Source organism: Vibrio sp. Y58_MX_L22 (assembly GCF_024181865.1).
In the GTDB taxonomy this organism is placed as follows: Bacteria; Pseudomonadota; Gammaproteobacteria; order Enterobacterales; family Vibrionaceae; genus Vibrio; species Vibrio alginolyticus.
Genome location: NZ_JAMZAN010000004.1, coordinates 227,853 through 241,672, shown reverse-complemented (window position 1 = coordinate 241,672; position 13,820 = coordinate 227,853). Strand labels below are relative to the sequence as shown.

The 13,820-nt window shown below is 44.8% G+C and carries 11 protein-coding genes; 5 read left to right on the top strand and 6 right to left on the bottom strand.

Going from position 1 to position 13,820, the window contains the following annotated elements; all coding sequences use genetic code 11:
• Positions 1-3: 3 nt before the first annotated feature.
• The 3 genes from nrfD to nrfB are packed head-to-tail and all read right to left on the bottom strand — an operon-like array spanning position 4 to position 2,262.
• Complete coding sequence (gene nrfD / locus NL626_RS11595) at positions 4-975, bottom strand: cytochrome c nitrite reductase subunit NrfD (RefSeq protein WP_213886645.1); 972 nt, start codon at positions 973-975, stop codon at positions 4-6.
• On the bottom strand, positions 972-1,658 hold the full coding sequence (gene nrfC, locus NL626_RS11590; RefSeq protein ID WP_253657369.1) for a cytochrome c nitrite reductase Fe-S protein: 687 nt from the start codon (positions 1,656-1,658) through the stop codon (positions 972-974). The genes nrfD and nrfC overlap by 4 nt, the downstream gene beginning before the upstream one ends.
• Position 1,659: 1 nt before the next feature.
• Complete coding sequence (gene nrfB, locus NL626_RS11585) at positions 1,660-2,262, bottom strand: cytochrome c nitrite reductase pentaheme subunit (RefSeq protein WP_031781070.1); 603 nt, start codon at positions 2,260-2,262, stop codon at positions 1,660-1,662.
• 450 nt (positions 2,263-2,712) lie between these two features.
• On the opposite strand from nrfB, the gene nrfA reads away from it, so the two are divergent.
• Positions 2,713-4,140 carry an ammonia-forming nitrite reductase cytochrome c552 subunit gene (gene nrfA / locus NL626_RS11580; protein ID WP_253657368.1) on the top strand — a complete coding sequence of 476 codons (1,428 nt, stop codon included), beginning with the start codon at positions 2,713-2,715 and terminating at the stop codon, positions 4,138-4,140.
• Between the two features lie 130 nt (positions 4,141-4,270).
• On the opposite strand, the gene NL626_RS11575 is transcribed toward nrfA, so the two are convergent.
• The 3 genes from NL626_RS11575 to gyrA form a co-directional block, all read right to left on the bottom strand.
• Complete coding sequence (locus tag NL626_RS11575) at positions 4,271-4,825, bottom strand: hypothetical protein (protein ID WP_253657367.1); 555 nt, start codon at positions 4,823-4,825, stop codon at positions 4,271-4,273.
• A 42-nt stretch (positions 4,826-4,867) separates the two neighbouring features.
• The gene (locus tag NL626_RS11570; RefSeq protein WP_054701274.1) at positions 4,868-5,491 is read right to left on the bottom strand and encodes a tetratricopeptide repeat protein; all 624 of its coding nucleotides are present in this window, start codon (positions 5,489-5,491) and stop codon (positions 4,868-4,870) included.
• Between the two features lie 123 nt (positions 5,492-5,614).
• Positions 5,615-8,335 (bottom strand): DNA topoisomerase (ATP-hydrolyzing) subunit A, encoded by a 2,721-nt coding sequence (gene gyrA / locus NL626_RS11565; protein WP_054574746.1) that lies wholly within the window; start codon positions 8,333-8,335, stop codon positions 5,615-5,617.
• A gap of 475 nt (positions 8,336-8,810) precedes the next feature.
• Here gyrA and ubiG point away from each other — a divergent pair, with 475 nt between their 5' ends.
• The 4 genes from ubiG to yfaE all read left to right on the top strand — a co-directional run bounded on the left by ubiG (position 8,811) and on the right by yfaE (position 13,800).
• Positions 8,811-9,518 (top strand): bifunctional 2-polyprenyl-6-hydroxyphenol methylase/3-demethylubiquinol 3-O-methyltransferase UbiG, encoded by a 708-nt coding sequence (gene ubiG, locus NL626_RS11560; protein WP_005376820.1) that lies wholly within the window; start codon positions 8,811-8,813, stop codon positions 9,516-9,518.
• Between the two features lie 501 nt (positions 9,519-10,019).
• A complete protein-coding gene (gene nrdA, locus NL626_RS11555; RefSeq protein WP_005376819.1) occupies positions 10,020-12,302 on the top strand; it encodes a class 1a ribonucleoside-diphosphate reductase subunit alpha in 2,283 nt (760 codons plus the stop codon).
• An 83-nt stretch (positions 12,303-12,385) separates the two neighbouring features.
• Positions 12,386-13,519, top strand: a complete 1,134-nt coding sequence (gene nrdB / locus NL626_RS11550; RefSeq protein WP_005376818.1) for a class Ia ribonucleoside-diphosphate reductase subunit beta — start codon at positions 12,386-12,388, stop codon at positions 13,517-13,519.
• Positions 13,519-13,800, top strand: coding sequence for a class I ribonucleotide reductase maintenance protein YfaE (yfaE, locus tag NL626_RS11545; protein ID WP_005376817.1), 282 nt, complete (start codon positions 13,519-13,521; stop codon positions 13,798-13,800). The genes nrdB and yfaE overlap by 1 nt, the downstream gene beginning before the upstream one ends.
• The last annotated feature ends 20 nt before the right edge of the window (positions 13,801-13,820 follow it).

The window sequence follows — 13,820 nt, the reverse complement described above, 5'->3', positions numbered from 1 at the left end:
CCCTTACACTACGGTCATTTGACCGGCATAGAGAATGAAAGTACGCAGCATAAGTACGCCAACCAAGCTCAACGTCGTGACCACAAAAACGTAACTGCCTTTGTGGCGCACTTCAGAAGGCGTCAACCAATTGAGAGTCAAAGGCGTTATCATGCCTATGAACACTACCCCAACCCAGAACCATTGAGCCCAGAATCCACTCGAAATAGCATTCCAAGCCGCGACTTCGTTCTGACCACCGCTGAAGATCAGTCCAGTAAAGAAGGTCACTAAGACAAACAGCTCAAACAATACTACTGGGCGTTCAAATCCGTGTACCCAAGACACACTTGGGCTGCTGGTCGACTCTTTAAACACCAAGATGCCGAACATCAAGCATGCTGCTGCACCCGAGGACAAACTAGAGAACAGGAACAAGATTGGCAGTACTGGATTGTTTAGCATTGGGTAAGTCTTCAACGCAGACAATAGAAAGCCAGTGTACGCTGCAAGTACGATGGCTAAGAAGCCCAAGAATAATTCAATTGCGTTGTTGGCTTTCCCCGCCTTAATCAAAATGCCATCGGCAAAATCCAGCAGTTTGCTTGGTAACTTCCCTTCACAGAAGCTGATGATTTGATGGCGGAAGATAACGCCAATCCAAACAAACAGCACTAGCATGTACACTTGGAACAAGATCACGCCCATCGACATCACAGACGTTGGGTTGTAGTAGATCATGATCTTCCAAAACTCTAAAGGCTTGGTTAAATGGAAAATCAAAATTACCAACCCAGCAATGATGCCAAATGGTGCGAGCCAAGCCATAGCTTTCATGATGCCGTTGTTTGCGGGATCACCTTCAATCACTTTGCGTTTTAAATAGATAGAAATCATCACCGCACCTGCTGACATCCCAGCAAGGAATAAGTAAATCGCGATGATCCAATCCCAGACTAACGAGTCAAAGTGGAATGCACTTTCGAAGCCGTTCATGATGACACCTCCCCTTTGCTATGCGGAATTTTGTACAGTTTAGGTTGCGTACCTAAATGCGATTTATCGCGATAGACAACATGGCTTTCGATAGCTTTGCTCACCTCGCTAGTTGGGTCATTCAAATCACCAAAGATGAGTGCTTTTGTTGGGCAAGATTCCACGCAAGCTGGCTGCTTACCTTGCGCTAGGTTGGTATCACGGCAGAAGTTACATTTATCCGCAGAGTGATCGACGGGATTAAAGAAGCGCACTTGGTAAGGGCAAGCAGCAAGGCAATAACCACATCCGACACATTTATCTTTGTGTACATCCACGATGCCGGTCGCTTCATCTTTGTATGCAGCGCCTGTTGGACAAACGTATACACATGGTGGGTTATCACAGTGCTGACAGGATTCGCGAGTAAACTGGTATTCCACATCTGGGAATTCGCCAATCGGTTCACTGCGATGAATTTTAAGTCGCGTTACGCCTTCAGGGACTTTATTTACTTCGCGACAAGCATCGGTACAAGCGGTACAGCCAATGCAGGCATTTTCATCATGAACCATACCCATGCGTTTCGCTTGTTCACGGTTGCTGGCATGAAGAGAGGAGCTAACAACGGAAGTGCCTGCAACGCCTGTAGTTAAAATCAACGCGCCGCTGCCGGCTAAAAAGTTTCTTCTCGAACATTTCATGCTATCTCTCCTCTTCTTTGGCAAGCTCAGGTTCGACGGCAAATTCAGAGTGACAATCCACACACTGCTTGATCAGTTGTTTTCTGTCGTACGACAACGCTTTGGTTTTCGCTGCGTGTACATCGTGACAATTTGAACAAGTGAGGTTTTTGGCGTGCACATCGTGCGTCCAGTGGCTTTCTCTTAGCTGTGTCGGTGCATGACAATCCACACATTGGCTGTTAGCTTTAAGAATCATGCTTGGATCAAGGAACACTTTGTCGTGTACCTCTTTCGATTGCGCGGCAGAAAACTTAATTACATCAGGCGCGCCTTCACGATGGTCGGGACCAATGTTGCTATGGCAATTGGTGCAATTAAGTTGCTTACCTTGACTCAATAACGCTTGCGAATCATGCGATAGGTTCAGAGTCTCTTTTGCATCCTTATGACATTGCAGACACTTGTAGTCTCGGTCACGGATCAACTCGACTTGATGACGCTCTGCTTGAGCACCTTCAATCGGCTCTGAAGAAGTCGCATGGGCGGCGATGGAGAAACCATAGATGGCAAAGATGAAGAGAAGTTTCAGCATTGTCTCTATGGTCAATTTTATATTGCCCATATTGTTCTTTCCTTAGCTCGATAATAATTGATAACTATTCTCAATTATTTATTTGAGCGACAATTAATTTCCTCTGAAGATATTTTTTAGATCTTCAAATGACATCAATTCTTATTTCGGAAAGCCACAACGCTAAACCTATATTTATAATACCTCTATTATTCATAAGGGGTAGAAACGCCTGCTCAAAAAGCGAACCAAATCACCCTATTTTTAAAAAGGTTAAAAACCCAAAGCATTGCAGAACAATGACTTAACAACTACCACTTTAGAGGTATATAAATTCAAGCATGACTGAGATCACTGGTGTAAATTGATCTAAAACAAGACAAGATTCACTCACTATTTCATCTATCCAATTAAGCAATATTATTAATCGTAGATCTCCAGTTCTTATTTGGAATAGCTTCTCACAACGCTGCTAATAAAAACGAATATGGAGATAACACCGTGAGCATAAAACACTGGATGAGCGCACCTATCGCGGTTGCGACCTTATTCGCCAGCCAATTATTTTTGGTCGGCGCTCCGTTGGCGGCAGAAGAAAAAGGCCTCATCGATCCTCGAAATGACGCCTTTGAACAGAACCATCCCGACCAATACCACTCTTGGAAAGCAACATCCGAAAGTGAGCACATTGAAGATGCTCTAAGTGAAGACCCAAACATGGTGATCTTATGGGCTGGCTACGGCTTCGCAAAAGACTACAACAAAGCGCGCGGTCACTTTTACGCACTTGATGATGTTCGTCAAACCTTACGTACCGGCGCACCAACCGACGAGAAGTCCGGGCCTATGCCAATGGCCTGTTGGAGCTGTAAAAGCCCTGACGTTGCTCGCGTGATTGATGAACGTGGTGAAGACGGTTATTTCGAAGGTAAATGGGCACGCTTAGGCTCAGAAATCGTCAACCCTATCGGTTGTTCCGATTGCCACAACACAGGCTCTGAAGCCTTCAAGAAAGGCGAACCTGCGCTAGCACTGACTCGCCCATACGTCGAGCGTGCTTTTGATACTATTGGTAAAAACTTTGATGAACAGTCTCGCCTAGATAAGCAAGCATCGGTCTGCGCTCAATGTCACGTTGAATACTACTTCACCGGCCCAACTAAAGCGGTTAAATTCCCATGGGATATGGGCACCACCGTTAATGACATGGAGAAATACTACGACGCGTTGAATTTCAAAGATTGGACGCATGCCGTATCTAAAGCGCCGATGCTAAAAGCACAACACCCGGGTTTCGAAACTTGGAGAGCGGGTATTCATGGTAAAAACAAAGTGGTGTGTGTGGACTGCCACATGCCTAAAGTGACCAAAGAAGACGGTACGGTGTACACAGACCACAAAGTGGGTAACCCATTTGATCGTTTTGAAGACACCTGTGCGCAATGCCATACCCAAACTAAAGAGCAGCTACAAGGCATCGTCTCGACTCGCAAAGCGCAAGTACTGAACATGAAGCTAACCGCCGAGAAGCAAATCGTAGCGGCACACTTTGAAGCAGGCGCAGCGTGGAAAGCAGGTGCAACAGAAGCAGAGATGGAACCTATCCTACAAGATATTCGCCATGCACAATGGCGTTGGGACTACGCGATTGCTTCTCACGGTGTCCACATGCATGCTCCTGAGATAGCACTTGAAGTACTAGGTACTGCAGTTGATCGCGCTGCTGACGCCCGTACCAAATTGGTTCGTTTACTGGCAACCAAAGGCATTACTGACCCTGTTCAAATTCCAGATATCTCGACCAAAGCGAAAGCACAACAAGCACTGGGCATGGATATGGAAAAGATGAACGCAGACAAGGAACACTTCCTAGAAACAGTAGCGCCAGACTGGGATAAAGCAGCGGCTGAACGCGAAGCCACGTATTAGTCTAACTGGCAACGGTTAATTTATAGATACAACAAGGGGCGCACTGAACGCCCCTTTTTTTTGTTTATTTGTTTCTTTGTTATCTTTATTTCTTCATCCCCGATTCTATCGAGAGACAAAATCGAATGTACTAGCGACGAGGAAGTCTAGGTCTAGGTTGAATATTTGGACGTGCTTTAGGTATCTGCACATTTGGGCGAGCAACTGGACGCTGGATCTTCGTTTCCGGTAATGCTTTTCTTTGTTGAACCTTTTCTTTTACCGCTTTGTCTTGTAAAGTCGCTGGCTCAATACGTTCCGGACGATTCTCCCATTTGGTTTTAATCTCTTGCTTTTGCTCGTCAGGCAATGATTGCCAATGATCGTCGAGTTGGCGTTTCATGTTATCGATATTGGCGGACATATCATCGTCTTTCCAATCTTCGACTTTGTCTTTGATGGATTGCTGTTGGTCTTCATCTAAACCATTCCACCACTCTTCCAGTTTCTCTTTGTATTCATCGTCGTTATCGCAACAGCCCGGATAGTAATAAATCCAGTAGTCGTCATGATCGTACCACCACGGGTCGTAGTAACCCGATGAATAATAAACCGTAGAGGAAGAGCCAGAATGATCGGAAGAGCTACAACCCGCCAGCACAGAGCCGCACAGCAAAACCAATATGCTTAGTGCTTTATTTTTCATTCGTTGCCCACCTTTCCCTCTATTGCTTGTTAAATTGTACGCTTACAATAGCTCTTTTGCTTTGTTGATAGAGTTAATGATTTGCACCCTATCTAAATTTGGATCATTAGAATCTAATAATAGTACCCAGGCATCAATCGCTTCCTGAAAGCGGAATGACAGAAAATGATCATTTGCGATCAAAGACAAAGCGGCTTCATTGTGCGGCTCTATCTGCAAAGCTTGCTCCAAAAGCAAGCTAACTTCTTGCGTCATTGATTGCTGGTGAATGTAGTACAAGGTCGTCGCTTTTGCGGCAAGTTGCGTGGCACTGACTGGCTCAGTCAGCTGGATCGCGTAATCAAAACAAATCAGCGCGCCATCAAATTCCCCCTCTAGCAGGTAGCCCTGCCCGAGTTGGAACCACAATTCAGCGTTGTTCGGATCTTCACGCAACTGGTCTTGGATCTCTTTCATGATGTCACGAGCAGTCATCATTCGTGACATTTCCGCTTGTATTGGTTTAGGCGGTGTTTGATGCAGCAATAAGAAACTGGCACTCGTCACGACAAGTACTAACAGGCAAAAGCCAAACCATTGAGCAGGTTTAACTTTTGATGCACTCAATGATAAGAGTACGATAAACAACCCCATCAGAGTGATGGCAGCGAAAAACCAAACAGACATAACACGTCCTGTAAACAAAGATAACGTCAGTGTACGCATTTCTTACTTTAAATGCGTTGATACAGATACAAAAAAGCCGAGCAACTAAGGCTCGGCTTTTCATATCAGGATAACGATGTAAGATTACTCTTCGTTACCTTCCTCTGCATCATCAGCAGCTGGAGCTTCTGAAGCGTCTTGCTGCGTATTTTCGTCTGTTGACTCTAACGCTTCTGCATCTTCATCAGTAGGCAGCTCTTCATCATCAACTTCTTCAATACGTTGCAAACCAACAACTGATTCATCTTCCGCAGTACGGATAAGCGTTACACCTTGTGTGTTACGACCAACCTGGCTAACTTCACCCACACGAGTACGTACTAACGTGCCAGCGTCGGTGATCATCATCATTTCATCACCTTCAACAACCTGGATAGCACCAACTACCGGGCCATTTCGCTCAGAAACTTTGATAGAAACTACACCTTGAGTGCCACGACCTTTTGTCGGGTACTCGCTAAGTGCTGTACGTTTACCATAACCGTTTTCTGTAACCGTTAGGATGTCGCCTTCGTGCGAAGGAACAATAAGTGATACAACTTGGTCATTTTCAGCCAGTTTCATACCACGAACACCAGAGGCGGTACGACCCATAGGACGAACACCTTTAAACTTGATCTCTGGCTGACCATTCTCATCAAGAACTGGTTTACCATTTTCATCAAGTACTGGAATCTCTTCTGCTTCTTTAAAGCGAACCACTTTACCCGCTTTAGAGAACAGCATGATTTCGTTTTCGCCGTTAGTGATATCCACACCGATTAACGAATCGTCTTCACGTAGGTTCACAGCGATTAGGCCGTTTGAACGTACGTTTGCAAACTGGTTCAACGGCGTTTTCTTAACCGTACCGTCACCTGTTGCCATGAAGATGAATTTGTCTTCAGAGAATTCATCTACACGTAGAATCGCGGTAATGCGCTCACCTTCTTCGAGCGGAAGGATGTTCACAATTGGCTTACCACGCGCAGTACGGCTCGCTAGAGGCAATTGGTAAACTTTCAGGCGGTATGTCTTACCACGAGTAGAGAAACACAAGATGTTATCGTGGGTATTCGCCACTAGAAGACGCTCGATATGGTCTTCATCTTTCATCTTAGTCGCACTCTTACCTTTACCACCACGGCGCTGTGACTCGTAGTCGCTCAGTACTTGGTACTTAACGTAACCACCGTGAGATAGAGTAACTACAACGTCTTCACGTGCGATCAGCTCTTCCATGTCAATATCATGGCTCGCAGCTGTGATTTCTGTACGACGAGCGTCACCAAAGCCGTCACGAACCGCTTCAAGTTCCTCACGGATAACTTCCATCAAACGCTCAGTGCTCGCAAGGATATGCATGAGTTCAGCGATTTCTTCTAGAAGTGTTTTGTATTCGCCTAGAATCTTCTCGTGTTCTAAACCTGTTAGTTTATGTAAACGTAGATCTAGGATAGCTTGTGCTTGTTGCTCAGTCAGGAAGTACTGACCATCACGAATACCGTATTCAGGCTCTAGCCATTCAGGGCGCGCAGCATCTGTACCAGCACGCTCTAGCATTGCTGAAACGTTGCCTAAATCCCAACCACGAGCGATAAGACCCGCTTTTGCTTCAGCCGGTGTAGGTGCCTTACGGATAAGCTCAATGATTTCATCAATGTTAGCAAGCGCTAGAGCTAAACCTTCAAGGATATGAGCACGTTCACGCGCTTTACGCAGTTCGAAGATAGTGCGACGTGTCACAACTTCACGACGGTGATCAACGAAGCACTTCAACATATCTTTTAGGTTGAATAGCTGTGGCTGGCCATTGTTTAGGGCCACCATGTTGATACCGAAAGTGGTTTGCAGCTGAGTCTGAGCGTAAAGGTTGTTTAGAACTACTTCGCCCACAGCATCGCGCTTACACTCAATAACAATGCGCATACCGTCTTTATCTGACTCGTCGCGCAGTGCACTGATGCCTTCTACTTTCTTATCTTTAACTAGCTCAGCGATCTTTTCGATCAAGCGAGCTTTGTTCACCTGGTAAGGAATTTCAGTGACGATAATGGTCTCTTTACCATTCTTCTCCACTTCGATGTCCGCTTTCGAACGCATGTAGATTTTGCCACGACCTGTTTTGTACGCGTCTACAATGCCTTTACGACCGCTGATAAGCGCCGCCGTTGGGAAATCAGGACCAGGAATGTAATCCATTAGTTCATCAATAGTGATTTCTTCATTATTGATGTATGCAAGACAGCCATCAATCACTTCGCCAAGGTTATGAGGCGGGATGTTGGTTGCCATACCTACTGCGATACCAGAAGCACCGTTAACCAATAGGTTTGGAATTTTAGTTGGAAGAACCGCTGGGATCTGCTCAGTACCGTCGTAGTTTGGTACGTAGTCTACGGTTTCTTTGTCTAGGTCAGCCAATAGTTCATGGGCAATTTTTGCCATTCGAACTTCGGTGTAACGCATTGCCGCAGCAGAGTCGCCATCGATCGAGCCAAAGTTACCTTGACCATCGACCAGCATGTAACGAAGCGAGAACGGCTGAGCCATACGTACGATTGTGTCGTACACAGCACTATCACCATGTGGGTGATATTTACCGATTACGTCGCCGACAACACGGGCTGATTTTTTATATGGTTTGTTCCAATCGTTGCCTAGTACGTTCATCGCGAATAAAACGCGGCGGTGTACTGGTTTTAGGCCATCACGCACATCTGGAAGAGCACGACCCACGATGACTGACATCGCATAGTCTAGGTATGAACCTCTAAGCTCATCTTCAATGTTTACGGGCGTGATCTCTTTAGCTAAATCGCTCATAGAGCCATTATCCCTCTATTATCTGATCGTAATTACGATACGTGTAAGGTGCAAAAATATAACACACAATTCATCACTTCGGCATCACTTTCCCTCTCCTTTTATCAGGTTGTGAGCTTGGTTATGAATCAAATGTCGAGAATTTGCACACTCATCCCATATCTTTCTGATTAGTGGTTATATTTCGGTCAATATTGAGCAAAATCGGACCCTTTACGCGGAAAAGCGAGGTAAATTCCTTTAACCACACAACGCGAAAATGCAGGTTTTAGAGTTATTGTCACTGGCATCAGTTCAAGGATGAACCAAAAACAATAGCTAGCGCTTTCAAAAATACAGGAACTTGTCGCTATTGCCGCGCCAATGAACTCTGTCATTGTCCCTTAACTAAGCACATCGAGGTTGTTTGGGTGTAAAACGTTGGAGTATACTGGCGCCCTCTAAAGGACTCAGATTGAATGCAATAAAACCAATTATGACTAAAGCACAAAACGTCGACCCAAGTGAAATTAAGAAATTCGAGGACATGGCTTCTCGATGGTGGGATTTAGAAGGCGAGTTTAAGCCGCTTCATCAAATTAACCCACTTCGTTTGAACTATGTACTTGAAAAAGCAAATGGCTTGTTTGGCAAGCGCGCACTTGATGTCGGCTGTGGTGGTGGCATTCTTGCTGAAAGCATGGCAAAAGAAGGCGCAATTGTGACTGGACTTGATATGGGTAAAGAACCATTAGAAGTCGCGCGACTACATGCATTAGAAACAGGTACTCAACTGACCTACATTCAGAGCACAATAGAAGACCACGCTATAGAAAACGCAGGAACTTACGATGTCGTGACTTGTATGGAGATGCTTGAACACGTTCCAGATCCTCTCTCCGTTATCCGCTCTTGTGCTGCGCTAGTCAAACCCGGTGGTCACGTGTTTTTCTCAACTTTGAACCGAAACATTAAGTCGTACTTATTTGCTATTGTCGGTGCTGAGAAGCTTCTTAAGATTGTTCCTGAAGGCACTCATGAGCACGATAAGTTTATCAAGCCAGCCGAAATGATGAAGATGATAGACCAAACTGACCTGACGGAAATGGGCATTACTGGGCTTCATTACAACCCTCTAAATGACAGCTACAAACTCGGTCGTAATGTAGATGTAAACTACATCGTTCATACTAAAAAATACTGAACGCTATTAAGTTAAAAAATGAGTTTTGTGATTGACATTTTTTAAAGAAAATGAATCGGAAGCGGTAGCACAAAGTTGCCGCTTTTTTTGTCTTTTTATGGCTAAAATTCGTGCTCTAGATTCCATTTTGACCAAGCCATTTTTCGTAGATAAAAACGGCCAAAGATCAAGGAAAATATTTTTGCATGCGGTTATTTCTAAACCGATCTCGAAACCGTACTTTTAACCATTCAAGTCTGCCCTTTTCTCATCGGTTAGTGTTCACTTACTGATTTTTTTCATTTTGTCAGTTATCCACAAGTCATCCCCGAACTGTACCTTGATAAATCAGTGTAATAGCACTATCTTGTAACCCGCAAACAAATGAACCCCTATATGTTGTGTTTAAGCGACAATATATAGATAGACTTTGATCACAAAGCCGCCGCAAGCTTTACTCATATTGCACATAAACAAACAAAAATACGGCTTTTATCAGTTTTCTTAGGGAAATAAAGCAGAATGAACCAACAACTTACCGTCACCAAGCGTGATGGCCGTAAAGAAAGTATCGATCTGGATAAAATCCACCGCGTTATCACTTGGGCTGCAGAAGGTCTAGATAATGTTTCGGTTTCTCAAGTAGAACTTCGCGCTCACATCCAGTTTTACGACGGCATCACAACGACAGATATTCACGAGACAATCATCAAGTCTGCGGCAGACCTGATCTCTGAAGAGACTCCGGATTACCAATACCTAGCTGCTCGCCTAGCGGTATTCCATCTGCGTAAAAAAGCGTATGGCCAATACGAGCCACCAACGCTTTATGATCACGTGTCTCGCCTCGTCGATATGGGTAAGTACGATCAACATATTCTAGAAGACTACACAAAAGCAGAACTCGACGAACTTGATGCGTACCTCGACCATAAACGCGACCTAAACTTCTCATACGCGGCAGTTAAGCAGCTAGAGGGTAAGTACTTCGTACAGAACCGTGTTACGGGCCAAATTTACGAAAGTGCTCAGTTCTTATACATCCTTGTAGCAGCGTGCTTATTTGCGAAATATCCAAAAGCGACACGTCTTGATTACATCAAACGTTTCTACGATGCGACATCGACATTTAAGATTTCTCTACCTACGCCAATTATGTCTGGCGTGCGTACCCCTACTCGCCAGTTCAGCTCATGTGTTCTGATCGAGTGTGGAGACAGTCTTGATTCTATTAACGCAACAGCAAGCTCAATTGTTCGTTATGTATCTCAGCGCGCTGGTATTGGTATCAACGCAGGTCGTATCCGTGCATTAGGCTCAGAGATTCGCGGTGGTGAAGCATTCCACACTGGTTGTATTCCGTTCTACAAGTACTTCCAAACAGCAGTAAAATGTTGTTCACAAGGTGGTGTACGTGGTGGCGCAGCTACTGTGTTCTACCCAATGTGGCACGGTGAAGCACGCTCACTAATGGTACTTAAGAACAACCGTGGTGTTGAAGAAAACCGTGTTCGTCACATGGACTACGGTGTTCAGTTAAACAAACTGATGTACCAACGTTTAGTTGAAGGCGGCAATATTACGCTATTCTCACCATCTGATGTACCTGGTCTGTACGACGCATTCTTCGAAAACCAAGAAGAGTTTGAGCGTCTATACGTGAAGTACGAGAACGATCCTTCAATCAAGAAAGAAACGGTTAAAGCGATTGAAATGTTCACTCTGCTAATGCAAGAGCGTGCATCAACGGGTCGTATCTACATCCAGAACGTGGACCACTGTAATACTCACAGCCCATTTGATTCTGAAGTCGCTCCAGTTCGTCAGTCGAACCTATGTTTAGAAATCGCACTGCCAACGAAACCATTAACTAACGTTGAAGATGACTCAGGCGAGATCGCACTGTGTACGCTTTCTGCATTCAACTTAGGTGCTATCAAGTCTCTAGATGATTTCGAAGAGCTATCCGATCTTGTTGTTCGTGCGTTAGATGCACTGCTTGATTACCAAGATTACCCTCTACCAGCGGCATACAAATCGACTATGAACCGTCGTACGCTAGGTGTTGGTGTGATTAACTTTGCTTACTACTTAGCGAAGAATGGCGTGAAATACTCTGACGGTAGCGCGAACGGCCTAACTCACCGTACGTTCGAAGCAATGCAGTACTACCTATTGAAAGCATCTGTAGCACTGGCGAAAGAACAAGGTAAGTGTCCTTCATTCGACGAGACGAACTACGCGAAAGGCTTACTGCCGATTGATACGTATAAGAAAGATATCGACCTAATTTGTGACGAAGCGCTGCACTACGACTGGGACAGCCTACGTAAAGAAATTATGGAGCACGGCCTACGTAACTCAACACTGACTGCGCTAATGCCTTCTGAGACTTCTTCTCAGATTTCAAACGCAACTAACGGTATTGAGCCACCACGTGGTTACGTTTCAGTAAAAGCTTCGAAAGACGGTATCCTGAAGCAAGTTGTACCAGAGTTCACAGAACTTAAAGACAGCTATGAACTGCTTTGGAATATCGGTTCGAACGACGGTTATCTACACCTTGTGGGTATTATGCAGAAGTTTGTTGACCAAGCTATCTCTGCTAATACTAACTACGACCCGTCACGTTACGAGACTGGCAAGGTTCCAATGAAGAAACTACTTCAAGACCTGCTAACAGCGTATAAGTTTGGTGTGAAAACGCTTTACTACCACAACACTCGTGATGGCGCGAAAGATGAACAGAAAGACGCTGTTCAACCACAAGATGACGATTGTGCTGGCGGCGGTTGTAAGATTTAATCTTCCCGTACCTAGCGAACCCGTAAAGACAGACTATCGATAACCTCCCCCTTACGGGGAGGTTTAAAAGGAATTGAGGCATTATGGCTTACAGTACTTTTAACCAAAAAAAGAATGACCAATTGAAGGAACCAATGTTCCTAGGTCAATCAGTAAACGTTGCACGTTACGACCAACAAAAGTTTGAGATTTTCGAAAAACTTATCGAGAAACAACTTTCTTTCTTCTGGCGTCCAGAAGAAGTAGACGTATCTAGCGACCGTATCGATTACAACAAACTGCCAGATCACGAGAAGCACATCTTCATCTCTAACTTGAAGTACCAAACGCTTCTTGACTCTATCCAAGGCCGCAGCCCTAACGTGGCACTGCTGCCGCTTGTGTCTCTGCCAGAACTAGAGACTTGGATTGAGACTTGGTCTTTCTCTGAAACGATTCACTCTCGTTCTTACACACACATTATTCGTAACATCGTGAACGACCCTGCTGTAGTGTTTGATGATATCGTTGAGAACGAGCACATTCTGAAGCGTGCAAAAGACATCGCGCACTACTACGACGATTTGATTCAAGCGACGAATGATTACCATCGCTACGGTGAAGGTGAGCATGTCCTTAACGGTGAAACGGTTAAGGTTAGTCTGTACGATCTTAAGAAGAAGCTGTACATCTGTCTGATGTCTGTTAACGCATTAGAAGCTATTCGTTTTTACGTCAGTTTCGCATGTTCTTTCGCTTTCGCAGAACGCGAACTAATGGAAGGTAACGCGAAAATCATCAAGCTGATCGCTCGTGACGAAGCACTTCACTTAAACGGCACGCAGCACATGATCAACCTGCTACGTAACGGTCAAGATGACTTCACTTTCATGCAAATCGCAGAAGAGGCAAAACAGGACTGTTTTGACCTATTCAAAGAAGCGGCTGAGCAAGAAAAAGAGTGGGCAGAGTATCTATTCAAAGATGGCTCTATGATCGGTCTAAACAAAGACATCCTAAGCCAATACGTTGAATACATCACAAATATTCGTATGCAAGCGGTAGGTCTACCAGCAGCGTATCCAGAAGCAACAACCAACCCAATTCCATGGATTAACGCTTGGTTGTCTTCAGATAACGTTCAAGTTGCGCCTCAAGAAGCAGAAATCTCTTCTTACCTTGTGGGTCAAATTGACAATGAAGTTCGCGCAGATGACTTCGAAGGATTCGAGCTGTAATGGCAACACTCAAAATCAACAAACTGATCAGCATTGAATCCAACCCTTCCAATACGATTTTGGAAACAATGGAGCAAGCTGGCCTATTACCAGAATACAACTGCCGTGATGGGCACTGCGGCGCCTGTCGCTGCAAATTGGAGTCTGGTGAAGTGGAGTATGTTGGTTTTGCCATGGCTTACACACAAAGTGATGAAATATTACCTTGTATCTGTAAAGCAAAATCAGATTTGTCACTTAGCGGCGTTAACTACGCGATGAAAGAAAAGCAGCGCGCATAACGTTGACTCGACGGTATAAA

Excerpts from the sequence above, each read along its gene's own strand:
- nrdB (WP_005376818.1), top strand. The coding sequence starts at position 12,386 with ATGGCTTACAGTACTTTTAACCAAAAAAAGAATGACCAATTGAAGGAA.
- nrdA (WP_005376819.1), top strand. The coding sequence starts at position 10,020 with ATGAACCAACAACTTACCGTCACCAAGCGTGATGGCCGTAAAGAAAGT.
- gyrA (WP_054574746.1), bottom strand. The coding sequence starts at position 8,335 with ATGAGCGATTTAGCTAAAGAGATCACGCCCGTAAACATTGAAGATGAG.
- ubiG (WP_005376820.1), top strand. The coding sequence starts at position 8,811 with ATGACTAAAGCACAAAACGTCGACCCAAGTGAAATTAAGAAATTCGAG.
- nrfC (WP_253657369.1), bottom strand. The coding sequence starts at position 1,658 with ATGAAATGTTCGAGAAGAAACTTTTTAGCCGGCAGCGGCGCGTTGATT.
- nrfD (WP_213886645.1), bottom strand. The coding sequence starts at position 975 with ATGAACGGCTTCGAAAGTGCATTCCACTTTGACTCGTTAGTCTGGGAT.
- NL626_RS11575 (WP_253657367.1), bottom strand. The coding sequence starts at position 4,825 with ATGAAAAATAAAGCACTAAGCATATTGGTTTTGCTGTGCGGCTCTGTG.
- yfaE (WP_005376817.1), top strand. The coding sequence starts at position 13,519 with ATGGCAACACTCAAAATCAACAAACTGATCAGCATTGAATCCAACCCT.
- NL626_RS11570 (WP_054701274.1), bottom strand. The coding sequence starts at position 5,491 with ATGTCTGTTTGGTTTTTCGCTGCCATCACTCTGATGGGGTTGTTTATC.
- nrfB (WP_031781070.1), bottom strand. The coding sequence starts at position 2,262 with ATGGGCAATATAAAATTGACCATAGAGACAATGCTGAAACTTCTCTTC.